The 24,820-nt window shown below is 62.7% G+C and carries 13 protein-coding genes and 5 pseudogenes; 9 read left to right on the top strand and 9 right to left on the bottom strand.

Annotated features, from left to right (window positions below; all coding sequences use genetic code 11):
- Positions 1-18: 18 nt before the first annotated feature.
- The 3 genes from N7E02_RS13760 to N7E02_RS13750 form a co-directional block, all read right to left on the bottom strand.
- Complete coding sequence (locus N7E02_RS13760) at positions 19-1,098, bottom strand: acyltransferase family protein (RefSeq protein ID WP_286582549.1); 1,080 nt, start codon at positions 1,096-1,098, stop codon at positions 19-21.
- A gap of 215 nt (positions 1,099-1,313) precedes the next feature.
- Positions 1,314-1,688, bottom strand: coding sequence for a methylenetetrahydrofolate reductase (locus N7E02_RS13755; protein WP_286582546.1), 375 nt, complete (start codon positions 1,686-1,688; stop codon positions 1,314-1,316).
- Between the two features lie 191 nt (positions 1,689-1,879).
- Positions 1,880-2,236, bottom strand: coding sequence for a hypothetical protein (locus N7E02_RS13750; protein ID WP_286582543.1), 357 nt, complete (start codon positions 2,234-2,236; stop codon positions 1,880-1,882).
- Positions 2,237-2,445: 209 nt separating this feature from the next.
- On the opposite strand from N7E02_RS13750, the pseudogene N7E02_RS13745 reads away from it, so the two are divergent.
- Positions 2,446-7,952 (top strand): annotated as a pseudogene (locus tag N7E02_RS13745) (alpha-2-macroglobulin family protein).
- Positions 7,953-8,189: 237 nt separating this feature from the next.
- Positions 8,190-10,271 carry a penicillin-binding protein 1C gene (pbpC, locus tag N7E02_RS13740; RefSeq protein WP_286582542.1) on the top strand — a complete coding sequence of 694 codons (2,082 nt, stop codon included), beginning with the start codon at positions 8,190-8,192 and terminating at the stop codon, positions 10,269-10,271.
- A gap of 358 nt (positions 10,272-10,629) precedes the next feature.
- Here pbpC and N7E02_RS13735 read toward each other — a convergent pair whose 3' ends face one another.
- From N7E02_RS13735 to N7E02_RS13715, 5 genes and pseudogenes are all read right to left on the bottom strand, one after another.
- Positions 10,630-11,472, bottom strand: coding sequence for a dipeptide ABC transporter ATP-binding protein (locus N7E02_RS13735; RefSeq protein ID WP_286582540.1), 843 nt, complete (start codon positions 11,470-11,472; stop codon positions 10,630-10,632).
- Positions 11,469-12,344, bottom strand: a complete 876-nt coding sequence (locus N7E02_RS13730) for an ABC transporter ATP-binding protein (RefSeq protein ID WP_286582538.1) — start codon at positions 12,342-12,344, stop codon at positions 11,469-11,471. Before N7E02_RS13730 ends, N7E02_RS13735 begins: the two co-directional genes overlap by 4 nt.
- A 2-nt stretch (positions 12,345-12,346) precedes the next feature.
- Positions 12,347-13,264 (bottom strand): ABC transporter permease subunit, encoded by a 918-nt coding sequence (locus N7E02_RS13725; protein ID WP_286582535.1) that lies wholly within the window; start codon positions 13,262-13,264, stop codon positions 12,347-12,349.
- A gap of 27 nt (positions 13,265-13,291) precedes the next feature.
- Complete coding sequence (locus tag N7E02_RS13720) at positions 13,292-14,296, bottom strand: ABC transporter permease subunit (RefSeq protein WP_286582533.1); 1,005 nt, start codon at positions 14,294-14,296, stop codon at positions 13,292-13,294.
- Positions 14,297-14,457: 161 nt separating this feature from the next.
- A pseudogene (locus N7E02_RS13715) lies at positions 14,458-16,056 on the bottom strand (ABC transporter substrate-binding protein).
- A gap of 493 nt (positions 16,057-16,549) precedes the next feature.
- On the opposite strand from N7E02_RS13715, the pseudogene N7E02_RS13710 reads away from it, so the two are divergent.
- The 6 genes and pseudogenes from N7E02_RS13710 (at position 16,550) to N7E02_RS13685 (ending at position 23,277) form a co-directional block, all read left to right on the top strand.
- A pseudogene (locus N7E02_RS13710) lies at positions 16,550-17,982 on the top strand (M20 family metallopeptidase).
- 143 nt (positions 17,983-18,125) lie between these two features.
- Positions 18,126-19,482, top strand: a pseudogene (locus tag N7E02_RS13705) (aspartate aminotransferase family protein).
- A 42-nt stretch (positions 19,483-19,524) separates the two neighbouring features.
- Positions 19,525-20,994 (top strand): phospholipase D-like domain-containing protein, encoded by a 1,470-nt coding sequence (locus tag N7E02_RS13700; RefSeq protein ID WP_286583817.1) that lies wholly within the window; start codon positions 19,525-19,527, stop codon positions 20,992-20,994.
- A 53-nt stretch (positions 20,995-21,047) separates the two neighbouring features.
- Positions 21,048-21,870, top strand: a pseudogene (locus tag N7E02_RS13695) (endonuclease/exonuclease/phosphatase family protein).
- Positions 21,871-21,988: 118 nt separating this feature from the next.
- Entirely contained in the window at positions 21,989-22,963 is a 975-nt protein-coding gene (locus N7E02_RS13690) for a threonine ammonia-lyase (protein WP_286582531.1), read from the top strand.
- Between the two features lie 170 nt (positions 22,964-23,133).
- Positions 23,134-23,277, top strand: coding sequence for a hypothetical protein (locus N7E02_RS13685; protein WP_286582530.1), 144 nt, complete (start codon positions 23,134-23,136; stop codon positions 23,275-23,277).
- A 214-nt stretch (positions 23,278-23,491) separates the two neighbouring features.
- Here N7E02_RS13685 and N7E02_RS13680 read toward each other — a convergent pair whose 3' ends face one another.
- Positions 23,492-24,631 carry a M20 aminoacylase family protein gene (locus N7E02_RS13680; RefSeq protein WP_286582528.1) on the bottom strand — a complete coding sequence of 380 codons (1,140 nt, stop codon included), beginning with the start codon at positions 24,629-24,631 and terminating at the stop codon, positions 23,492-23,494.
- Between N7E02_RS13680 and N7E02_RS13675 the strand changes: the two genes are divergently transcribed.
- Positions 24,630-24,806 carry a hypothetical protein gene (locus tag N7E02_RS13675; protein ID WP_286582527.1) on the top strand — a complete coding sequence of 59 codons (177 nt, stop codon included), beginning with the start codon at positions 24,630-24,632 and terminating at the stop codon, positions 24,804-24,806. The two genes, N7E02_RS13680 and N7E02_RS13675, sit on opposite strands and share 2 nt — an antisense overlap.
- The last annotated feature ends 14 nt before the right edge of the window (positions 24,807-24,820 follow it).

Here is a 24,820-nt window from a genome sequence, read left to right as displayed (position 1 = left end):
GCGCCGTTTTCATATCCGTCAGGCAGTGCGGCGAAGGCGTGCGAGCGCAAAGTCGCGCAGTTGGAGCGCCAGCGAAAACGCCCTCCTGCGGGTCACCGGCTCGAAGAAGCGCGAGATGATCCAGGCGGTCGTGCCGACCATTACAACGATGGCGGCGAGCACCAGCCAGCGGTTCTCATCATCTGCAAAATGGGCAAAGATTGCGTAGCCAATATTCTGGTGCAGCAGATAAAGCGGGTAGGTGAGGCCGCCGAGGCCGATGGCAAGCGCCGCCGGGATCGGCAGCGCGGGTGAGAACGTGGCAATCACAACGGCTGCGAGGCAGAGCGGCCCCATCAGCATCAGTCCCTGCTCCGGCCGCATGATCGCGTACATCTCGACGAAGTCAGGTTCGGTAATGAAGGCGGCACAACTGGCCCAGATCGCCGCCGCCGCCAGCACGAAGAAATCCCGTCTCTCGCAGCTGGCGCGCACCTTGAACAGGCAGAGCCCGAAGCCGAAGAAGCCGGAATATTCGGTGATGAACAGCTTCTGGATGGCGCCGCTGCCCAGCACCAGTTCGTTCAAAGCCGAGAGCGCCAGCCACGCAATCACGATCAGTCGCCAATGGCGCTGGAATAGGCCAAGCGCTGAAAACACGAAAAACCAGAAATAGAAGATGATCTCGTAGACGATCGTCCAATAGGCTCCGTCGAGAAACGGCTGGCCGAGCGCTCGCGAGACGATGACGAAATGCGCCAGCCATTGTTTCAGCGTCGGCTGCTCGAGCGTCGGAACCGGAAACAGCGTCAGCACGATTGCGGTGATCGTCGCGCAGAGCACGAAGGTCGGCCAGAGGCGGGCGAAACGCCCCGCAGCAAATTCGAAGGCCGGCCGGCCTTCCGCCGACATGGCGATGACATAACCGGAGATCGCAAAGAAGATCAGCAGCCCTGCATCGAACCACATCGCGACCGGCGCCAGTTCCGGAAAGCCGACACCGCCGCCTTCACCGGAAAGCCGCATGCGAAAACCGTAGTGGAAGAGCAGAACCATGATCGCCGAGACGAGGCGCAGGATATCGAGGTTGAGCAGTCGTTGCTGTTTGGCGGTTGTCATGATGCTGTGCTGGCCTCGGGGACTATAAGGCTTACGCTAGCGCCCCGACCTTCGCAAAAGGTGAACGAAGCCGCTCCTCAGGCCCTTTTGGTATGCGCGGGCCCAATTCTCCGTCATGCTCGGGCTTGTCCCGAGCATCTGCAACGCCTCAACCTGCCGCGACGTGGTTGGATTCTCGGGACAAGCCCGAGAATGACGACGGATAATTTCGCTATCTATCGCGCCAGAACCTGCGCTTCCGCCGCCCGCTCGTTCATCCAGTCGGCGCTCGGGCGGATGCCGCCGAGCGGGAAGACATGGATCTGCTCGATCAGGCTCTGCGGATTGCTCGCCTTGTATTCGGCGATGTCGGTGAGGAACTCGTCCGGCTCGTAGGGGGTGAGCAGCTTGCTCAGATCCAGCGCGCGCTTCTGCAGCACGGCGATCGATGGGCCAATGCCGCAGGAAATGGCGAACTTGATCAGCGTCTGCAATTTGGTCGGGCCGGCGACGCCGAGATGGATCGGCAGCTTCACGCCGGCTGCGGCGATACGCTCGGCCCATTGAATGACCGGCTTGGCGTCAAAGGCGAACTGGGTGACGATCGCCATCTCCGCATCGCTGCTCTCCGCATAGGCCTGCTTGAATTTCAGGGCCTCGTCGACAACCGCGGTCGTGCCGTCCTTATCGATATCCTTGTTGCCTTCCGGGTGGCCGGCGACATGCAGGCGCGTGAAGCCGTAACGGTCGAAAAGGCCGGTCTCGATCAGCTGCAGCGAGCTGTTGAGGTCGCCCGCCGGCGTTACGACACCCCCGCCAGAAGCAGGGCCTGGGTGACGCCAGCCTCGTTGCGATAGCGGTTCAGCCAGTCGTCGAGCATCGCCTTGCCACGGATGCTGCGCGCCGGGATATGCGGCATCACGGCATAGCCTTCGTCGGTCAGGCGCCTTGCCGTCGCGACCATGTCCTCGATGGAAGTGCCGTCGATATGGGCGATATAAACCCGGGTGCCGACCGGCAGGAACGCGCGGAAATTGTCGATCTTGGCCGCCGTGCGCGGCATCACCTCGATCGAATAGCCGCCAAGCAGACTGCCGAAGCTCGCCGGCTCCGGTCTGTCATCGACCCGCTTGTTCCTGAACACATTGAGAATTGCCATATCGACTGCCTTCTACATCACAAGACTGTCTGTCCGCCATCACCAAAGGACGGCGAGACGGCATTTCTGGCACAGCTTTGCGGGGGCAGTTTTCTCACTGCGCCACTTTCGGTTTGATTTCGTCCGTTTGCGACAGCAAGAGCCTCGTTGACAAGCGTCCCGTCCCATTGGACAACAACGCATCCGACGGCAGCCACGGGGGACTTTTCATGTCTAGGCGCGCGATCTTCGGCCTTTCAGCCTTGCTCTTTTCCGCACTGGCTTTCGCCTCACCGCTCAGTGCCGCCGAACGGCGGATCGAGACGACCGCGGATGGCGATTACCTCGGCTTCGACCTGCGCACCGTCAAGAATGTCAGCCAGGACCAGTGCGAGACCGCCTGCATCGGCGACAACCAGTGCCGCGCCTTCACCTATAATGTGAAAGCCAAGTGGTGTTTTCTCAAGTCCGACCACGGCCAGTTGAACACGTTCGCCGGTGCGGTTGCCGGCAAAATCGTCGAGGTTGCGGCCGAGCCGGATATCGGCGCCCCGCCGCGCCTCTCCTTCCTGTCGGACGACATGCTGACCCAGGCGCGCGAGCAGAAGGATGGTCTGGCGCTCGGCGACAATCAGCAGGGCTACGGGATAGAAAGCCTCAAGACGATCGCCCAGAACGAGCTTCTCTCGGGCCAGGTCGATACGGCGATCTATAATTACAAGGGTGCCCTGTCGTTTACGCCGGATGACGGCGATCTTTGGATCGCGCTTGCCCGGGCCGCCGGCATTGCCAGGAACAACAGCAGCGCCGACAGTGAAGGCACCCTTGCCGCGATCAACGGCTATCTGATGTCGCGCACGACCCAGGCGCGCGCCGATGCGCTGGCGGTGCTCGGAGCAGCCCTCGCCAAGCAACAGAATTATCGCCAGGCGCTCACGGCCTACAAGCAGAGCCTTGCGCTCGTCAGCGCCCGCACCGTGCAGGCCGCCTATAACGACCTGCGCGAACGGCAGGGTTTTCGCGTTACCGGCAACACGGTCGATGCCGATAGCGCCAATCCGCGCGCCTGCGTTCAGTTCTCCGAGCCGCTGGTGAAGGCGGGTGTTGATTACGCGCCTTTCGTGACGCTGGACGGCCAGGCGCCGAAGGCGATGGAGGCAAAGGACAACCAGATCTGCGTCGAGGGCCTGACCCACGGCCAGCGCTACAAGCTGTCGCTGCGCCGCGGCCTGCCGTCTTCCGTCGACGAACCGCTGCCGGCCCAGGTGGATCTGGAGGTCTATGTAAAAGACCGTTCGCCGATGGTGCGCTTCACCGGCGACAGTTTCGTGCTGCCGTCCACCGCGCGCCGCGGCATCCCGATCGTGTCGGTGAATACCGAGCGTGCCAACCTCAAGCTCTACCGCATCGGCGGCCGCAACATTGCGCCGCTCCTCACCAATTCGCAGTTCCTCACCCAGATGAGCGGCTACAGCGCCGATCGCATCGAGCAGGAAAATGGCGAGCTCGTCTGGCAGGGTACGATCGATCTGGGCCAGGATTTGAACAAGGACGTGACGACCAGTTTCCCGGTCGACGAGGCGCTGCCGGAACGCAAGCCCGGCGTCTACGTACTGACCGCGTCCGCCGCCAATGCCGTCAACCAGGAATGGGACAACAAGGCGACGCAGTGGTTCGTCGTTTCCGATATCGGACTGACCACCTATGCCGGCACGGACGGGCTTCATGTATTTGCCCGCGGGCTCGGCTCGGCCAAGCCGATCGAAGGCGTCGATCTGCAGCTTCTCGCCAAGAACAACGAAATCCTCGGCACGTCGAAGACGGATGCGGATGGCCGCGCCACCTTCACCGCCGGCCTGATGCGCGGCACGGCGGCCATGGTGCCGGCAGTGCTGACCGCCCAGAGCGACGGCAAGGATTACGTCTTCCTCGACATGACCCGCGCCGGCTTCGACCTGTCCGACCGCGGCGTCACCGGCCGTCCGGCTCCCGGCGCGATCGATCTTCTCTCTGGACCGAGCGCGGCATCTACCGTCCCGGTGAGGTGGTGCATGCCAGCGCCCTTGCCCGCAATGTCGATGCCACCGCCATCGAAAACCTGCCGCTCACCTTCGTCTTCCTCAGGCCCGATGGCGTCGAAGACCGGCGGATGGTGAAGAATGGCGCGCTCGGCGGCTACACGCTCGATCTCGCCCTGCAGGACACGTCCATGCGCGGCACCTGGACGATGCAGGTGTTCACCGATCCCAAGGGCTCGGCGATCGGCGAAAAGTCTTTTCTCGTCGACGATTTCGTGCCGGATCGCATCGAATTCGACATGACGAGCGAGGCGAAGGAGATCGTTGTCGGCGAGCCCGCTTCGGTGACCATAGACGGTCGCTACCTCTATGGCGCACGGGCCGCAGGTCTCGGCCTCGAAGGCGAGATCGCGCTGAAGCCGACCCGCGAAAACGCGGCCTTTCCCGGCTACCAGTTCGGCCTTGCCGACGAGGAAGAGACCGAAACCGTCCGCATCCCTCTCGATGCGCTGGAGGATACGGACGAGGATGGCAAGGCGGTATTCGATGCCGATGTCGCCGAGCTGCCGTCCACCACCAAGCTGATCAATGCCGATATCATCGTTAGGATGCAGGAAACCGGCGGCCGCGCCATCGAGCGCACCTTGTCGCTGCCGGTGAAGGCTGACGGACCGCGGATCGGCATCAAGCCGGAATTTTCCGGCGACCTGCCGGAAGGCGCGGTCGGCAATTTCAACGTCATCGTCGTCGGCGAAGCTGGCGCCAAGCAGGCTGCCAAGGGCTTGCCGTGGAAGCTGGTCAAGGTCGATCAGGATTATCAGTGGTATCGCGACGGCAATTACTGGCGCTATGAGCCGATCACCCGCACGCGCCAAGTCGCCAACGGCACCGTCGACGTAACCACGGATGGCGGGCGCGTGGCCGTGCCGGTCGAGTGGGGTCGCTATCGTCTCGAGGTCGAAACCGCCGATATCGGCGGCCCGGCCTCCAGCGTCGAGTTCGATGCCGGCTGGTTCGTCACCGCCACATCGACGGAAACGCCGGATGCGCTGGAAGTCGCGCTCGACAAGCCGAGCTACAAGGTCGGCGATATCGCCAAGCTCAAGATCTCCTCGCGCTATGCTGGCGAGCTGATGGTCATGGCTGGTTCCGAGGAGCTGATCACCGTCGAGACAGCCAGCATTTCCGAGAATGGCGGTGAGGTGGAAATTCCCGTCACCGAGGAATGGGGTGCCGGATCCTACGTGACCGCAACCCTCTATCGTCCGGGCGAAGCGCGCGAAAGCCGCATGCCGATGCGGGCAATCGGCATCACCTGGCTGAAGGTCGATCCGGAAGCGCGTGATCTTTCCATTGCGATCGACGCACCGGAAAAGACGCTGCCGCGCCAGCCGCTCGATATCTCGCTGCAGGTGGCGGGTGCCGGTGCCAACGAGGATGCCTATGTCACTGTCGCGGCCGTCGACGTCGGCATTCTCAATCTCACCCGCTACGAGCCGCCCGCACCGGACGACTGGTACTTTGGCCAGCGACGTCTGGGCCTCGAAATCCGCGACATCTACGGACGGCTGATCGACGGTTCGCTCGGCGCGACCGGGCGCCTGAGGACCGGCGGCGATGGCGGCAGCATGGCGCTGCAGGCCAGCCCCCGAAGGAAAAGCTGGTGGCCTTCTTCTCCGGTCCGGTGAAGCTGGACGGTGAAGGCAGGGCGAAGGTCTCCTTCGACATTCCGCAGTTCAACGGCACCGCAAGGGTCATGGCCGTCGCCTGGTCGAAATCCGGTGTCGGTCACGGCGTCAAGGATGTCATCATCCGCGATCCGATCGTCATCACCTCCAGCCTGCCGCGATTCCTGGCGCCGGGAGACGACAGCAATCTGAGGCTCGACATCGCCAATACCGATGGCCCGGCCGGGACCTATGATCTCACCGTCGGAACCAGCGATGCGGTCGCCATCGGCCAGAGCGCGATAAAGCCGGTGGAACTGGCGGCCGGTGGAAAAACCAGCGTCACCCTGCCACTGGTCGGCATCGAGCCCGGCGACGGCACGATCTCGATCAAGCTCGCCAATAGCTCAGGTCTCTCCGTCGATCAGGTGCTCAACATCCCGATTCTGTCCCGCAGCAATGCCGGTGACGGAACGGCGGCTGGTCGATCTGAAGCCCGGGGCGAGTGTCACCGTCGACAGCAACCTGCTGGCCGACAGCGTGCTGCAGGGCGCTTCGGTCAGCGTCAATGTCAGCCGCTCCAACGCCTTCGATATCCCGGCGCTGCTGATGAGCCTCAGCCGTTACCCTTACGGCTGCGCCGAGCAGACGACCAGCCGGGCGCTGCCGCTTCTCTATCTCAGCGAAATGGCGGTGCAGAACGGGCTGGCTGACGATGCCGAGGTAAAGAAGCGGGTGCAGGATGCCATCTATCGCGTCCTGTCCTTCCAGGCGTCGGCCGGCAGTTTTGGCCTTTGGGGACCGGATGGCGCGGGCAGCGATCTCTGGCTCGACGCCTATGTGAGCGACTTCCTCTCTCGTGCTCGCGAACAGGGCTATGACGTGCCGGAAAAGCCGCTCGTCCAGGCGCTGGAAAACCTGCAGAACACGCTCGCCTACACGACCAATGTCCGCGATCAGGGCAACCAGATCGCCTATGCGCTCTATGTTCTGGCCCGCAACCGCAAGGCCGCGATCAGCGATCTGCGCTATTACGCCGACACGATGCTCGGCGATTTCCCGACGCCGCTTGCCAAGGCCCATATCGCAGCAGCGTTGTCGCTCTACGGCGATGGCCAGCGCTCGCAGTCGATCTTCAGTGCCGCGCTGCAGATGTCGGAAAACGCGCAGGTTCATAAGGTCAGCCTTGCCCGCTCCGACTACGGCTCGTCGCTGCGTGATGGTGCGGCCGTGCTGGCGCTTGCCGCCGAGAGCCGGCCGGTGCCGCCGATCGTGCCGGCGCTGGCGGATGTCGTTGCCAAGGAATGGAGTGCGAAGAAATACACCAGCACCCAGGAACAGACCTGGATGCTGCTCGCCGCCCGCGCCCTGCAGAACGGCGATGACAGCCTCAAGCTCACCGTCAACGGCGCTGTCCATACCGGCACGCTGATGTCGCAGATGGCCGGTGACGTGCTGCTCGATCATCCCCTGACGGTGCGCAATGACAGCGCCGATGCGCTGTCGGCCGCCATCACCACGGTTGCCGCACCTGCAACGCCGCTTCCGGCCGGCGGCGATGGATTCGAGATTGCCCGGACCTATTACACCATGGCCGGCGAGGAAGCGAATGTCAGCGAGGCCAAGCAGAACGAGCGTTATGTCGTTGTTCTGACCGTCACCGAGACCAACGACTGGCCGTCGCGCATCGTCGTCACGGATCTCCTGCCGGCCGGTTTCGAGATCGATAATCCGTCGATCGTCAACAGCGCCAACCTCACCAATTTCGACTGGATCGAGGAGGTGCAGGCGGCTCACACCGAATTCCGCAACGACCGCTTCGTTGCAGCTTTCGACCGCAGCCAGGGCGACAACCGGCAGATCACACTGGCCTATGTCGTCCGTGCCGTAACGCCCGGCGTCTACGATCATCCGGCAGCGCAGGTGGAGGATATGTACCGCCCGCAGTTTTCCGCGCGCACGGCGATGGGCAAGATGGGGGTGGTTGGGGGCAGTGAATGTGGCGGTCGGGGAACGAGCGGGTTTGGTCTCTCCTGCTGCACTCTCACGTAACCGGAACCTGCGCGATGAATACCCCCTCTGGCCTGCCGGCCATCTCCCCCACAAGGGGGAGAGAACCCGCAGTACTCGCTCGGACCACTGGGATCTCGGCGGTGCGGTCCAGTTAAGCCCTCCCCTTGTGGGGAGGGTTTGGGAGGGGACTTCCTATTATAGTGATCCGCTGATCTCCATTACGCACGATCCGAAAGACGCATCGAACTCGCTACTTCAGCTACTAGAAGAACCCGAATGAAACGCAGGTGGAAATTCTCGATCGGTGTCGGCACCTGCCTCATTCTGGCAGGCGCAACTGCGCTTGGTCTGGAGTGGGCCGATCGCGCCTATCCGCCGCCGCTGGACAACGCCATGACCGTCTCGCGGGAGGTGCTGGATGCCGATGGCGAGCTGCTGCGTGCCTTCGCCACGCCGCAAGGCCGCTGGCGGCTGAAGACGGATGTCGAGGATGTCGATCCGCGCTTCCTCGACATGCTGATCGCCTATGAGGACCGCCGCTTCTACGAACATGGCGGCATTGATCCATGGGCGATCGGCCGCGCCGCCTTCCAGCTTGTCACCAATGGCCGGATCGTTTCCGGCGCCTCGACGCTATCCATGCAGGTGGCGCGGCTGATCGAGCCGCGCGAGACGCGATCGTTTTCGGCCAAACTGCTGCAGCTCGCCCGCGCCATCCAGATCGAGCGACGCCTTAGCAAACAGGAGATCCTGCAGCTCTACCTGACCCACGCCCCCTATGGCGGCAATCTGGAGGGTATTCGGGCCGCAAGCCTTGCATGGTTCGGCAAGGAGCCGAAGCGGTTGACGGTGGCCGAAGCCGCGCTCCTCGTCGCCCTGCCGCAATCACCGGAATCGCGGCGGCCTGACCGGCATCCGGCCGTAGCACTCGCCGCCCGCGAGCGGGTGCTGGCCCGGCCTGCCGTGGCAGAAGTGACCGGCGAGGGTGAGGTGGAGCGCGCCGCCCACGACGTGATGCCGCGGCAAAGGCTGCAACTGCCGGCCTATGCGGCGCATCTCGCAGAAGCCGCCATTCGGAAACAGCCGAAAGCGGAAGAATATCGCAGCACGCTGAAGCGCAATATCCAGAGACAGCTGGAGGAGGTCGCCCGCGAGGCCGCGGCCAAACTCGCGCCAAAGGTTTCGGTCGCGATGGTCATGGCCGATGCGACGACCGGGGAGATCGTCGGTGAGGTGGGGTCGGCGGATTATTTCGATGCCGGGCGTTCCGGCTGGATCGATATGACGCGGCGGCTGCGTTCGCCGGGATCCACGCTCAAACCCTTCATCTACGGGCTTGCCTTCGAGCAGGGGCTCGTCTCCCAGGAAACGATGATCGAGGATCGCCCGGCGGATTTCTTCGGCTACCGGCCCAAGAATTTCGACATGACCTATCAGGGCGACGTGACGGTGCGTCAGGCGCTGCAGCTGTCACTCAACGTGCCCGCTGTCCGGCTGCTCGATGCGGTCGGGCCGTCGCGGCTGATGATCCGGTTCCGCCGCGCCGATGTCAGGCCGGTGCTGCCACCCAACGAGGCGCCGGGGCTTGCGATTGGTCTCGGCGGCGTCGGTATCACGCTGAAAGAACTGGTGCAGAGCTACGCCGCACTCGCCAATGGCGGCCAGCCGGTTCGCATCGGCAATGGAATAGACGAGCAGCCGGCCAAGCTGGACAATGAGCCGATGCTCGAGCGTCAGGCGATCTGGAACGTCACCGACATTCTCTCCGACGTGCTGCCGCCGACCGGCAGCAGAAAACTCGGCATCGCCTACAAGACCGGCACGAGCTACGGCTATCGCGATGCCTGGTCGGTCGGTTATGACGGGCGCTTTGTGCTCGGCGTCTGGGTCGGGCGGCCGGATAATGGCGCGGTGCCCGGCATCGCCGGCTACCAGACGGCGGCGCCGATCCTGTTCGAGGCGTTTTCGCGCTCGGGCGTGCCGTTCACGCCCCATCCGCTGCCGCCCGCCGGTGCCGTGCGGCTGGCGCAATCCGATCTGCCGATCTCCCAGCGACGGTTTGCGGTCACGTCCAGCGGGCTGATCCGCGCGTCGGCCCGGGAGAGCGCGCCGCAGATCGTCTATCCGCCGGAAGGGGCGAAGGTCGATCTCGGAGCCTTGTCGGGTGAGATCTCGCCATTGGTGCTGAAGCTGCAGGGCGGCCGTCCGCCCTTCCGCTGGCTCGCCAACGGCAAGCCGCTCGCCGACCTCTCCCGCCGCCGCACCAATCAATGGCTGCCGGAAGGGGCAGGGTTTTCGACGCTCACGGTGATCGATGCGGCCGGAAGGGCTGCGACGGTGAGGGTGTTTGTGGAGTAGGCCCCCTCACCCGGGTCTCCGCTCGGCCACCCTCTCCCCTAGGGGAGAGGAAGAGCGCCGGCGCTGCAGTGTTCCTCCTTCTCCCCTCGGGGAGAGGGCGGCCGAAGGGCGGATGAGGGGGATGACGCAGCCGGGCATTGCCCGCCAGCTACCGTCTTTCTCCACGGCACGGGCTAAACTTGGCCGGTGACCAGATGATTGCTTCTTTCAGTGGGAAAATGATTGGAGCAATACGGCTCCACTTGCTTCGCCGTCATGCTCGGGCATGTCCCGAGCATCTGCCGGAGATGCGACTTGTCACGACGTACATAGATCCTCGGCACAAGGCCGAGGATGACGTCCAGCGTGGAGTGGCCGATCAGGCCACAGCCTTCTTCTTGGCAATACGCGCACGGATCGATTCCACATCCGCACGCGGCGTCGCCTTGAACAAGGTCTGCGTATACTCGTGCTTCGGTGCCGAAAACACCTCGTCGCGCGTGCCGTATTCGACCGCTTCGCCGAAATACATCACCATCACCTCGTCGGCGATGTAGCGAACGACCGAGAGGTCGTGGCTGATGAAGACGTAGGTGAGGTCGAATTCGTCCTGCAGGTCGGCGAGCAGGTTCAGCACCTGGGCCTGGACCGAAAGGTCGAGGGCCGAAACCGGTTCGTCCAGCACGAGCAGCTTCGGGTTCATCATCAGCGCGCGCGCAATGGCGATACGCTGGCGCTGGCCGCCGGAGAACATGTGCGGGTAGCGATTATAGTGTTCCGGGCCGAGGCCGACCTTGATCAGCATTTCGGTGGCGCGGTTGCGGCGCTCGGCAGCAGACAGGTCGGTGTTGATCGCCAGCGGTTCGCCCAGAACGTCGCCGATCTTCTGGCGCGGGTTGAGCGAGCCATAGGGGTTCTGGAAGATGATCTGCACCTTCTGGCGCATTTCCGGGGTCAGATGGCCAGGACGGGTATCCATCTTCTTGCCGTCAATGATCAGATCGCCTGATGTCGGCTCGTCGATGAAGGTAATCATGCGGGCAAGCGTGGACTTACCGCAGCCAGATTCACCGACGATCGCAAGCGTCTTGCCGCGCTCCAGCTTGAAGGACACGCCCTTCACCGCATGAAGCGTCTTCTTCGGCTTCATGAAGCCGGCCGGCAGTTCGTAGTCGCGCTTGATGTCGCGCACTTCGAGCATGGGGGTATTGGTGTCGCTCATGCGTTTGCTCCAGCGCTCGTTGCCGCGGAAGGGGCTGGTTCCGGATTGCCGTCGAAGAAGGCGGAAACGGTGGTCAGGCGGTCGCCGGTGGCGTTTTCCGGCAGGGCCGCCAGAAGCGCCTTCGTATAGTTGCTCTTCGGGCTTTCGAAAAGCGAGAGCACGTCTGCTTCTTCCATCTTGCGGCCCTTGTACTGCACGACGACGCGGTCGGCGGTCTCGGCGACGACGCCCATATCATGGGTGATCATGATCAGGCCCATGCCGGTGCGAGCCTGCAGGTCCATGATCAGGTCGAGGATCTGCTTCTGGATCGTCACGTCGAGCGCGGTGGTCGGCTCGTCGGCGATCAGGAGCTTCGGGTTGCAGGCGATCGCGATGGCGATCATCACGCGCTGGCACTGGCCACCCGACATCTGGTGCGGGAAGGCGTTCATGCGCTCTTCCGGGTTCGGAAGACCGACCTGCTTGAACAGTTCGATGGCGCGGGCGCGGCGGTCCTTCTTGCCCAGACCGAGGTGGATGCGCAGCACTTCCTCAATCTGGAAGCCAACCGTGAAGCACGGGTTGAGGCTGGCGATCGGCTCCTGGAAGATCATCGCGATATCCTTGCCGATCAGCTTGCGGCGCTCGGCAGCTGAGAGCTTCTGGATATCTTTGCCTTCGAACAGCATGCGGTCGGCGGTGATCTTTGCCGTCCAAGGCAGGAGGCCCATGACGGCCAGCATCGAGACGGACTTGCCGGAGCCGGATTCACCGACGATGGCAAGAACCTCCGCCTTGTCGACGGAGATGGAGACACCATCGACGGCGCGGAACCAGCCGGTCGCGGTTTCGAATTCGACGGTGAGATTGTCGATTTGCAGAAGCGCCATGATCAGGACCTCTTCAGTTTCGGGTCAAGCGCGTCGCGCAGGCCGTCGCCCATCAGGTTGATGGCAAGAACGGTGATGAGGATTGCAAGGCCCGGGAAGGTGACGACCCACCAGGCGCGCAGGATGAACTCGCGGGCTTCGGCCAGCATCGTGCCCCATTCGGGAGCCGGCGGCTGGGCGCCCATACCGAGGAAGCCGAGGGCCGCCGCGTCGAGAATGGCGTTCGAGAAGGACAGGGTCGCCTGGACGATCAGCGGCGCGGTACAGTTCGGCAGGATGGTGCGGAACATCAGGCGCAGCGGGCTGGCGCCGGCAATGCGGGCGGCCGTCACGTAGTCGCGGGTCTTCTCGGCCATCACGGCCGCGCGCGTCAGGCGCACGAAATGCGGCTGCAGCGTCAGCGCGATGGCGATCATGCCGTTGGTCAGGCTGGGCCCGAGGATCGCAACCAGAACCAGCGCCAGCAGCAGCGACGGGAAGGCCAGGATGATGTCCATCAGGCGCATGATGACGGTGTCGACCCAGCCGCGGTAGTAACCGGCGATCAGGCCGACCAGGATGCCGCCGACCAACGACAGGGAGGTGACGAAGACGCCGATGAAGAGCGAATACTGGGCGCCATAGATCAGGCGCGAGAGGATGTCGCGGCCGACCGGGTCGGTGCCGAGAACATAGGTCCAGCTGCCGCCTTCGGTCCATGCCGGCGGCATCAGCACCGCGTCGCGATACTGTTCGAAAGGCGAGTGCGGGGCGATGAACGAAGCGAAGACCGCGACGAAGACCAGTGCGACGAAAACGTAGAGGCCGATCACGGCGCCGCGGTTTTCGGAGAAGTAGAACCAGAACTCCTTGAGCATCTGGCGGCGCATCTGCGAGGATGTCACCGGCTCGGAGGTCTTGGTTGTGATTGCATCTGCCATGGGATTTTGCTCCTTCTTCTCGGCGGATCAGTGACGAATACGCGGGTTGATCAGGCCGTAGAGCAGATCAACGATGAGATTGACGGTCATGATGATGCCGGCGATCAGGAGAAGACCGCCCTGGATGACCGGGTAGTCGCGACGGAACACGCTGTCGACCATCCACTTGCCGATGCCCGGCCAGGAGAAGATCGTCTCGGTCAGGATCGCGCCTGCCAGCATGACGCCGATCTGCAGGCCGATCGTGGTGATGACCGGGATCATGGCGTTGCGCAGCGCGTGCACGCCGACGACGCGGAAGGGCGACAGGCCCTTGGCGCGGGCGGTGCGGACGTAATCCTCGGAGAGGACTTCCAGCATGGCCGAACGGGTCTGGCGGGCGATGACGGCGAGCGGAATGGTCGCGAGCACGATCGATGGCAGCGCCAGGTGGCTGATCGCCGAGGCGAAGGCGCCCTTCTGGCCGGAAATGAGCGAGTCGATCAGCATGAAGCCGGTGACCTGCGGGAAATAGAACATCAGCGAGATGCGGCCCGACACCGGGAACCACTGCAGGGTGCCGGAAAACAGGATGATCAGCAGCAGGCCCCACCAGAAGATCGGCATGGAGTAACCCACGAGCGCGATGCCCATCAGGCCCTGGTCGAATATCGAGCCGCGCTTGATGGCGGCGATCACGCCGGCCGGGATGCCAAATGCTACGGCGATCAGCATGGCGAACAGCGACAATTCGACGGTCGCGGGAAACAATGCCCAGAACTGGTCGAGGATCGGCTTCTTGGACACGATCGACGAACCGAAGTCACCCGTCAGCACGCCACCGAGATAATCGAAATACTGGATGACCAGCGGCCGGTCCATGCCGAGCTGCGCGGAAATCTGCGCATGGCGCTCGGGCGACATGACGCGTTCGCCGGATAGAAGCGCCACCGGATCGCCCGGAAGAAGCCGGATGAAGGAGAAGGCGATGATGGAGACCCCGAGGAAAGTCGGGATCAGCACGGCGAGCCGCCGCAAGAGAAAGCCAAACATTCTAAAACCTTTAAGGGTTTGTTGCGGGCCGGTTTCCAGCTTCTTGTCAAGCCCAGGGAAGCGGCAATTGCGGCGTCAACGCCACATTTTTGGGCGTCTCATAAGAAAATGCCGCGGGAAACGCAATGTATCCCGCGGCAAAAAGTTGTGATGTGGCCGGATTACTCGGCGATATCGACAGCTTCGAAGGTGAAGTCACCGAGCGGGCTCTGGGTAAAGCCGGTTACGCCCTTGGCCATCGGAACGATGGAGAGGAGTGGTCGATGGTTGCCCAGGGTGCGTCCTTCTTGAAGACGGTCTGTGCTTCTTCATAGAGCTTCGTGCGCTCTTCCTGGTTGGACGTGACCTTGGCCTTCTTCACCAGTGCATCGAATTCCTGGTTGCACCACTGGGCGCGGTTGTTGCCGCCAACAGCGTTGCAGCCCAGCAGGGTGTCGAGGAAGTTGTCCGGGTCGCCGTTGTCGCCGGTCCAGCCGAGGATGACGGCGCCGTCACGGTCCTTTGCCTTCGAACGGTCGAGATATTCGGCCCATTCGTAGGAAACGATCTCGACCTTGACGCCGATCTTGGCGAAGTCGTCCTGCATGATTTCAGCGGCGCGACGTGCGTTCAGCATGTACGGGCGCGAAACCGGCATTGCCCAGATCTTCATGGAAAGATCCTTGACGCCAGCAGCTTCGAGCGCCTTCTTGGCGGCGTCGAGGTCGTATGCGTCGTCCTGGGTTGCTTCGTTGTAGGACCACATGGTCGGCGGGATCGGGTTCTTGGCCGGCGTTGCCATGCCCTGGAACACGGCGTCGACGATCGCCTTCTTGTTGATCGCCTGGTTCAGCGCCTTACGGACTTCCGGCTTGTCGAACGGAGCCTGGGTGGTGTTGTAGGCCATGTAGGCTACGTTGAGGCCTTCCTGCTCCAGAACCTTGAGGTTGGAGTCGGACTTCATCGATCTCGACGTCTGCAGCGTTCGGGAACGGCATCAGGTGGCATTCGCCAGCCTTCAGCTTCTGGTAGCGAACGGCGGCATCGGTCGTGATCGCGAAGACGAGGTCGTCGATCTTCGGAGCGGTGCCCCAGTAATCGGCGTTCTTCTTGTAGCGGATGATGGCGTCCTGCTGGTAGGCGACGAAGGTGAACGGACCGGTGCCGACCGGCTGCTGGTTCAGCTGTTCCTTCTTGCCTTCCTTGTCGAGCGTGTCTGCATATTCCTTCGATGCGATCGAAGCGAACGGCATGGCAAGGTTGGCGAGGAACGGAGCTTCCGGCTTGTTCAGGGTGATCTTGACGGTCAGGTCATCAACCTTTTCGATCGTCTTGATCAGTTCCGGGAAGCCCATGCCGGCAGCGTATTCCCAGGAAGCGCCAGCGATGTACTGTGCCCACGGATGATCCGGCTTGATCTGGCGCTCGAGCGAGAACAGCACGTCGTCGGCGTTCAGCTCGCGGGTCGGGGTGAAGTAGTCGGTGGTCTGGAACTTCACGCCTGAACGCAGCTTGAAGGTGTAGACGGTGCCGTCTTCAGAAACGGTCCAGCTTTCGGCAAGGCCGGCTTCCGGCTCGGTCGTGCCCGGCTTGAACTCCAGAAGGCGGTTGTAGATCGGGTGAGCCGAAGCGTCGAAGGTGGTGCCGGCGGTGTACATGCCCGGGTCGAAGCCTTCCGGCGAACCTTCCGAGCAATAGACGAAGGTCTTGGCGCTGGCAGCACCGGCAAAGAATGTCGCGGACAGAAGCGCTGCTGCCGCAAAAGTAAGCGTACGTTTCATGTTAGTCTCCCTACCTGTACCGGCGCGGCCGGCACGGTTGATTTCCTGATTTTTTAGTGCGGCTGGCGCACCCTCTGGACAAGTCTTGTTGTAGTCACCTCCTGACCGGCGCGCGAGTGCCGTGCCGGTCGTATATTTTCCCCAATGCGGAATGAATTTCATCGCCGACCGAATCGATGGTCCGACAGGCATCAAGGGCTGGATTTTCTCCCTTGCAGTCTATCTTGGAACATCATGCTCCGGTTTGGCGTGCTCACCCCATGTTTGTTTTCCGGTTTGGAGTTTCGTCCTAGACGTGTCCTGGTACCGTGGCGCGGGAGAATAGCGATTATGGACCGGTTGTCGAGACACTAAGATTTACCCGTTGATCACAAGTGTCGAAAAGGTGCCTAATTGGTGTGCGCCGCCTTAATTCGTCGCAATAGCCGTTGCGCTGCCTCCAGAATGGCGTAGGTATGCGAACCTTCTCTATCCATTGTTGAAGGCAGATTTCATGAGCGCAGGCAATTCCAATCTTCCCCTCGTCTGGGACATGGTGGACCGCAAGAGGGAAGTCTTCATCGAGCTGGCAGACCGCGTCTGGGAGACGCCGGAAACCTGCTACATGGAGACGCAGTCCGCTGCCGCCCACCGCGAGATGCTCGAGGCGCAGGGGTTCGCAATCACCGACAATGTCGCCAACATCCCGACCGCGCTGATGGGCGAGGCGGGCGAGGGCGGTCCGGTCATCGCCTTCCTCGGTGAATACGATGCGCTTGCAGGTCTCAGCCAAAAAGCCGGCGCGACTGAGCATGATCCGACGACGCCCGGTGCCAGCGGCCATGGCTGCGGCCATAATCTGCTGGGGTCGGGTGCACTTCTGGCGGCAACCGCGCTGAAGGACTGGCTGGAAAAGACCGGTACGCCGGGGCGTGTGCGATACTACGGCTGCCCGGCCGAAGAGGAGGCGCCGCCAAGGCCTTCATGGTGCGCGAAGGCGCGTTTTCCGATGTCGATATCGCGATCAGCTGGCATCCGAGCAATTTTGCCGGCGTGCAGCGCGAGACCTCGCTTGCCAATTGCCGCATCGATTTCACCTTCACCGGCCGCGCGGCCCACGCCGCCGCCGTGCCGGAACTGGGAAGAAGTGCCCTCGATGCCGTCGAGTTGATGAGCGTCGGCGTCAATTACATGCGCGAGCATATGCCCTCCGATTGCCGTATCCATGCCGCCATCATCGATGCTGGCGGTATTTCGCCGAATGTCGTGCAGGCCCATGCCAAGGTGCGCTACGTGGTGCGCTCGCCGGATCTCCAGGGGCTTCTCGCGCTGATCGAGCGGGTCAAGAAGGTCGCCGAAGGTGCGGCGCTGATGACCGAGACCAAGGTTGAGAGCACCATTCTCGCCGGCGTCTCCAACCTCATCGTCAACACGCCGCTGATGGATGCGATGCAGGATATCTGGGAGAGCATGGGTGCGCCTGCCTTCGACGGCGAGGACATTGCCTTTGCCGAAAAGATCCGCGCCACGCTGACGCCGGAAGATATCGCCGCAAGCTGGGCGCAGGAGCGGATCGAGCCGCGCGACACCGCGCTCGCCGACTTCGTCCTGCCTCCCCATAACGAGGTCCGCCAGATGGGCGGTTCGACGGATGTCGGTGATGTGAGCTGGGTCGTGCCCACCGTGCAGGCTTATGGCGCGACGCTCGCCATAGGCACGCAGCTTCACACCTGGCAGGTCGTGACCCAGGGCAAGAGCCCGCTTGCCCATAAGGGCATGGTTTCCGTCGCAAAGGCCATGGCGGCGACGGGGCTTGCAGCGCTGACAAGCGAGCAGTTGCGCGAGGCGGCCTGGGCAGATCTCAAGCGCCGCAAGAAGGGGCAGGAATATACGAGCCCGATCCCTGCATCGTCCGAGCCGCCGATTGCGGCGATGACGTCCCGCTGAGAAGTCAGCGATGAAAATGGCTGATGGCGCCCGTCAATTATTTTGAGGGGCGGGCGTCATTCTCGGCTGCTTTTGGGGGTGGGCAACCTTCCCGATTCCTCATATGAGATTCCTATACGCATTCGCGTGGAGGAGTTCCCGTCGTGACCATTCAACCCAATTCGCTTGAAGCCCGTGACAAGGCCTATCACCTGCATTCCTACACCAATGCCCGCGCTCTGGAGCGCGATGGCGCGCTGGTGATCGATCGCGGCGAGGGCATCTATGTCTACGACAATGCCGGCAAGCAATATATCGAGGGCATGGCGGGTCTTTGGAGCGTCGGCGTCGGTTTCGGCGAAAGCCGGCTCGTCGAGGCCGCGACGAAGCAGATGGCCAAGCTGCCCTATTACCACACATTCACCGCCCGCACGCACAGCCCGTCGGTCGAGCTTGCCGAAAAGCTCATCCACATGGCGCCGGTGCCGATGTCCAAGGCCTATTTCACCAATTCCGGTTCGGAAGCCAACGACACGGCGATGAAGATCGTCTGGTACCGGTCGAACGCGCTCGGCAAGCCGGACAAGAAGAAGATCATCTCGCGCATCAAGGGCTATCACGGCGTCACCATTGCCGCTGCCAGCCTTACCGGCCTGCCGAACAACCACCGCTCCTTCGACCTGCCGTTGCCGCGTGTTCTGCACACGACGTGCCCGCATTACCGGGTGTTCAAGACCGAAGGCGAAACCGAAGCGCAGTTCGTCGAGCGCTGCGCCAAGGACTTGGAGGACCTGATCCTCAAGGAAGGTCCCGATACGGTTGGCGCCTTCATCGGCGAGCCCCTTATGGGCGCGGGTGGCGTCATCGTGCCGCCGGCCGGCTATTGGGAGGCGATCCAGAAGGTTCTGAAGAAGTATGACGTGCTGTTCATCGCCGACGAGGTGATCTGCGGTTTCGGCCGCACCGGCAACATGTTCGGCACCACGACCTTCGAGCTTCAGCCCGACATGATCACGCTGTCGAAGCAGATCTCGTCCTCCTACCAGCCGATCTCGGCGCTTCTGATCAACGAAAACGTCTACCAGCCGCTGGCGGATGAATCGGCGAAGATCGGCACGTTCGGCCACGGCGTCACCGCCGCCGGCCATCCGGTTGCCGCTGCCGTCGCGCTGGAAAACATCGCCATCATCGAGGAGCGCGATCTCGTCGGCAATGTTCGGGCGCTCAGCCCAAAATTTCTGGCGCGTCTTGCCGCGATCGCCGACAATCCGCTCGTCATCGAAAGCCGCGGCGTCGGCCTGATCGGCGCTTTCGAGCTTGCGCCACGCGAAGGATACGACGCCGGCCAGCTCGGCCCGAAACTCTTCCCGGTCCTGATGGAAGAGGGCGTGATCAGCCGCGCGATCGGCGATCTCGCTTGCCTTCTGCCCGCCGATGATCATCACCGAGGCGCAGGTGGACGACATGTTCGACAAGGTCGAGCGCGGCCTGGAAAAGTTCGCCAGGCAGCTGGCAGCCTAAACCGCTGATTTCACCAATTGTCTAGCATCATGGCGTCCCTATATTGGACGCCATGATCTCGCTTTCACCGCCTATTGGCCACACATCCTCTTCATTGTCTCGGTTGTGGCCGGGGCGGCTGCTGCCATCCATGCAGCGATGACGAAGGAGGAAGTGCGCTCGGCGATCGGCTGGGTCGGCGTCATCATCCTGTCGCCCATCGTCGGTGCCGCGCTTTATCTCGTGGCCGGCATCAACCGTATCCGCCGCAATGTCATCGGTGACCGGCGCTCGCTGCTGCAGGGAGCCGAGCGGGCGGATTTCGCCTCCTATGACGTGACCGACGACCAGGTCGTGCGCGATTTCGGTTATCGCTTCCGGGCGATGAAGACGCTCGGCGACCGCGTGAGCCGGCACCACCTGACGACCGGCAACGGCATCGAGGCCTATGACACGGGTGACGCCGCCTATGGCGCGATGCTTTCGGCGATCGGCAGCGCCAAGCATGCCATCCTGCTCGAAACCTATATTTTCGACCGCGACCGGATCGGCATTCGCTTCATCGAGGCGCTCGGTGCAGCAACAAAACGCGGGGTCGAGGTGCGCGTGCTGATCGATGCGGTCGGTGCCCGATACTCGGTGCCGAGCGTTCTCGGCATGCTGCGCGAACACGGCGTGACGGTCGACGTGTTCAACGGCAATGTCATCACCGGCCTGCGCCTGCCCTATGCGAACCTGCGCACCCACCGAAAGATCATGGTGGTGGACGGTTCTGTCGCCTTTACCGGCGGCATGAATATCCGCGAGGGCTTTTCCAGTGAGTTCAACGGTGAGAGCAGCGCCGTCGACACGCATTTCAAGGTGAGCGGCCCGGTGGTCGCCGACCTTCTGGCGATTGCCGCAGCCGACTGGGAGTTCACCACCGGCGAAAGGCTGGAGGGTGAGGCCTGGGCCGTGCCGACACCGGAGACGGAACCGGGATCGGCGATCCTGATGCGGGCCGTATCATCCGGGCCGGATCGCGGCCTCGAGACCAATCACAAGACGCTGATGGGAGCGTTTTCCATCGCCCGCACGTCGATCAAGATCGTCTCACCCTATTTCCTGCCCGACCGGGAGCTGATCACGGCGCTCGTCACCGCCGCCCGGCGCGGCGTCAGCGTCGATATCGTCGTGCCGAGCGCCAACAACCTGACGCTGGTCGACCTTGCCATGACGGCGCAGTTTGACCAGATGCTGAAGAATTATTGCCGCATCTGGCGTGCTTCCGGGCCGTTCAATCATTCCAAGCTGATGGCGGTCGATGGCTGCTGGTCCTATGCCGGTTCCTCCAATATCGATCCGCGGTCGTTGCGCCTGAATTTCGAGGTCGATCTCGAGGTTTTCGACCGGCCATTCACGCAAGCATTGGAACGAAGGATCGATCTGGCGATTTCCTCTGCGGAGGAAGTCAGCCTCCATGAGCTGAGATCGCGACCATTTCTCAAGCGCTTCATCGAGCGCGTGCTTTGGCTGGGGTCGCCCTATCTCTAGGAGGAAGGGAGCGGGAGCGAGCAATGTTTAACGGACGAACAGAACGAAGAACGATGCACCAGAACCGCCGCGCCAGTCTTCCCGCCAGCATTCTCGCATCCATCCGGGCGCGCAAGGACAGGGGGCGGGCGGTCATTCCGCGCATGATCCGAGTTCCGGCCTGCTCGTCGCTTCCTACAATGTCCACAAATGCGTCGGCGTCGACGGCAGGTTCGATCCAGGTCGCATCGCACAGGTCATCCGCGAGATCGGCGCCGATATCATCGCGCTGCAGGAGGCCGATACGCGCTTCGGGGAGCGGCGCGGCTTGCTCGATCTCAACTGGATGGAGCGAGAGACCGGGCTCTGCCCCGTGCCGGTTTCCGGTGTGGCCAAGGCGCATGGGTGGCACGGCAATGTCGTCTTCTTCCGCGAAGGCCTGGTGCGCGACGTCCACCAGATCAAGCTGCCGGGGCTCGAGCCGCGCGGCGCGCTTCTGACCGAACTCGACCTCAGCGACGGCAGCACGTTCCGGGTCATCGCCGCCCATCTCGGCCTGCTCAACCGCTCCCGACAGCAGCAGGCGCGGATGATCCTCGACATTCTCGGGGCCCGCGCGGAGCATCCGACCGTGCTGATGGGCGATCTCAACGAGTGGCGGCTCGGCGACCGGTCGTCGCTCAATACGCTCGCAACGGTCTTCGGCCTTCCCGCCGCCGTGCCGAGCTTTCCTCGCGCCTGCCGGTTCTGGCGCTCGACCGGATCATGGCCAACCGACCGGGCCTGATCGACCAGGTTCGGACCCATGACACGCCGCTTTCCCGCCTCGCGTCGGATCACCTGCCGATCAAGGCGGTGGTCAAGATCGACGCCCTGGCAAACGGGGCGGCGAGCTGACCGCCGAGCGCCGGTCGGCAGAATTGACAGGGTGACAATCTTCCCGGCGGCCGGCAGCTTTACCCGGCGCGGAAGCGGGAATAGGTTTTTCCCATTCACATTCTGCTTTGGGATTTCCATGACCGATATTGCCATGATCGAAGCCGCCCGGGCCCGTCTCGACGGCCGTGCCCGCCGCACGCCGCTGCTTTCCTCACCCTTTCTAGACGAGATCGCGGGGCGAAGGATATTCGTGAAGCCCGAATGCCTGCAGCATACCGGATCGTTCAAGTTCCGCGGTGCCTGGTCGGCAATTTCCGCGCTTGCGCCGGATGTCCGCGCCCGCGGCGTGATAGCCTTTTCCTCCGGCAACCACGCGCAGGGCGTGGCGCTTGCCGCCAGGATGCACGGCATCCCGGCTGTCATCATCATGCCGAACGACGCGCCAAAACTGAAGATCGAGAATACCCGCGCCTACGGTGCCGAAGTGGTGCTTTACGATCGTGTGAAGGAGGACCGCGACGAGATCGGTGCAAGGCTTTCCCGGGAACGCAATCTGACGCTGGTCAAGCCGTTCGATGATCCGCTGGTGATCGCCGGGCAGGGTACGGTAGGCCTCGAGATCGCGGAACAGGCACAGGAACTCGGCATCGAAAAGGCCGATGTGCTCGCGCCGGCAAGCGGGGGCGGGCTCCTGTCGGGCATCGCGCTGGCACTTGAAGCCAAGGCGCCCGGATTCGTCGCGCATTCCTGCGAACCGGAAGGGTTCGACGATCTGGCCCGCTCGCTGGTCTCGGGAAAGATCGAACGTAATGCGTCGCTCACAGGATCGCTGTGCGATGCGATCCTTTCACCACAGCCGGGCGACATCACGTTTCCCATCATGAAGCGCCTCTGCGGCCCTGGCCTCGTCGTCTCGGAAGACGAAGCACTCAAGGCCATGGCGCTCGCCTTCAGCCGGTTGAAGATCGTCGTTGAGCCGGGCGGCGCGGTGGCACTGGCAGCTGCTCTCTTCCATGGCGATACGCTGGGCGAGACGGTGATCGCGGTCTGCTCTGGCGGAAATGTCGATGAGGATATCTTCAGGACGGCGCTGGAGCGGCACGGCAATTGAGGCGCCATTTTGGCGTCGAGGTATAATAAACCGTTAACACTATGATACAGCCGTTAACGAAAAAGGATTTTCTACGGAACCGGTATGCGTCTGGAACATTATCTCTACCGGGTTGATAGAGATAAGATACAGTAAGTGCGAAGTGAGAGTTATTAACTCGGGAGGATCGCATGCAGCCCAGCCAGAACCAGACCCGGACATTTGCGACCCGTTCCACCGCTCACCACAGCCGGTGGGCAGCCGTCGGGCACACCGCCCTCGTGACCGCCGCCTTCATCTTCGTCGGCGCGGTTACCTTGGGCATTCTCGCCTGACTGGATAGCTAGTCGCAAGAGACGAAAAAACCTCCCGCGCCGGTGACAGCGCGGGAGGTTTTTTATGCGGTCTTGATTCATCGCTTTCCGTCATCCTCGCCCTCGGGTTAAACCCGAGGGTGTCCCGAGGATCCAACCACGTCGAGCAAGATGCGAGTTCAGTGGATGCTCGGCACAAGGCCGAGCATGACGACGGAGGGGAGGCGCCGCTTCCTCACTTCGTCGGCAGATAGGCTTCCGCCAGTTCCACCCACAGATTGACCCCGGTTGGAATGATGTCGTCGTTGAAGTCGAAGCGGGGGTGATGCAGCGACGGGTCGTTGTCGGTCCTGGCGGTGCCGAGGAAGAAATAGCTGCCGGGACGCTCCACCAGCATATAGGCAAAATCCTCTGCGCCCATCATCGGCCGCTCGATCTCGGCGACGTTCTCAGCGCCGACAACCTTCTTCGCGAGATCACGGACGAAATCGGTTTCGGCCGTGTGGTTGACGGTCGCCTCGTAGCCGCGGTCGTAGTTTACGGTTACCGACATGCCGTAGCTTGCCGCCTGGCCCTCTGCGATGCCGCGGATACGCTCTTCCAGCATGTCGCGGACCTTCGGATCGAAGGAGCGGATGGTGATTGCCATTTCCGCCCGCTCGGGGATGACGTTGCTGGCAATGCCGGCGTTGAACGCGCCGACCGTGACCACAGCCTGGTCGAGCGGGTGGAGATTGCGCGATACGACCGTCTGCAGCGCCATGATGATGCTGGCGCCGGCAACGATCGGGTCCTTTGCCGCCTGCGGTTCGGCGCCGTGGCCGCCAAGGCCGTTGATGATCAGGCGGCATTCGTCGACCGCCGCCATGATCGGGCCGTCCTTGACATAGACCTTGCCGAAGGGAAGGCCCGGATCGTTGTGCATGCCGAAGACGGCGTCGCAGGGGAATTTATCGAACAAGCCCTCGTCGATCATGATCTTGGCGCCGCCGAAATTCTCCTCGGCCGGCTGGAAGATGAGGTGGATCGTGCCGTCGAAATTCTTCCGCTCGGCCAGGATCTTCGCCGCGCCGAGCAGCATGGCGGTATGCCCGTCGTGGCCGCAGGCGTGCATGACGCCCTTGTTTCTGCTCGCGTATTCCGCGCCGGTCTCTTCGGTGATGGGAAGCGCGTCGATATCGGCGCGGATGCCGATCGAGCGGGTGCCGGTTCCGTTGCGCAGTGTCGCGACGACCCCGGTCTTCGCCAGACCGCGGGTCACTTCGTAGCCGAGTTCTTCCAGCCGGGCGGCGACGAAATCGGACGTCTTGAATTCCGAAAGGCCGATTTCCGGGTTCTCGTGCAGGTGCCGGCGAATGGCGACGACGTCTGCCATGTCATTGGAAAATCGCATCGTCATCTGGCCTGCCTCTCGATATGCCGGGGATTGGATTGTGGTCGATATACCAGCCCGCGCCGCCTGCGCCAACATGGCGATGCCAGAGGTGCCGTTTTTCATCGAAATCAAAGATTTGAAGCCGTTCAGCCTTTATTCAGGCAGCGGGCGATAGAGGCTTAGAATGTG

It is taken from the genome of Terrirhizobium terrae (assembly GCF_030323265.1).
Classification (GTDB): Bacteria; Pseudomonadota; Alphaproteobacteria; order Rhizobiales; family Rhizobiaceae; genus Neorhizobium.
Note: the sequence above shows the minus strand (reverse complement) of the source record. Positions and strands in the feature narration are given on the sequence as shown.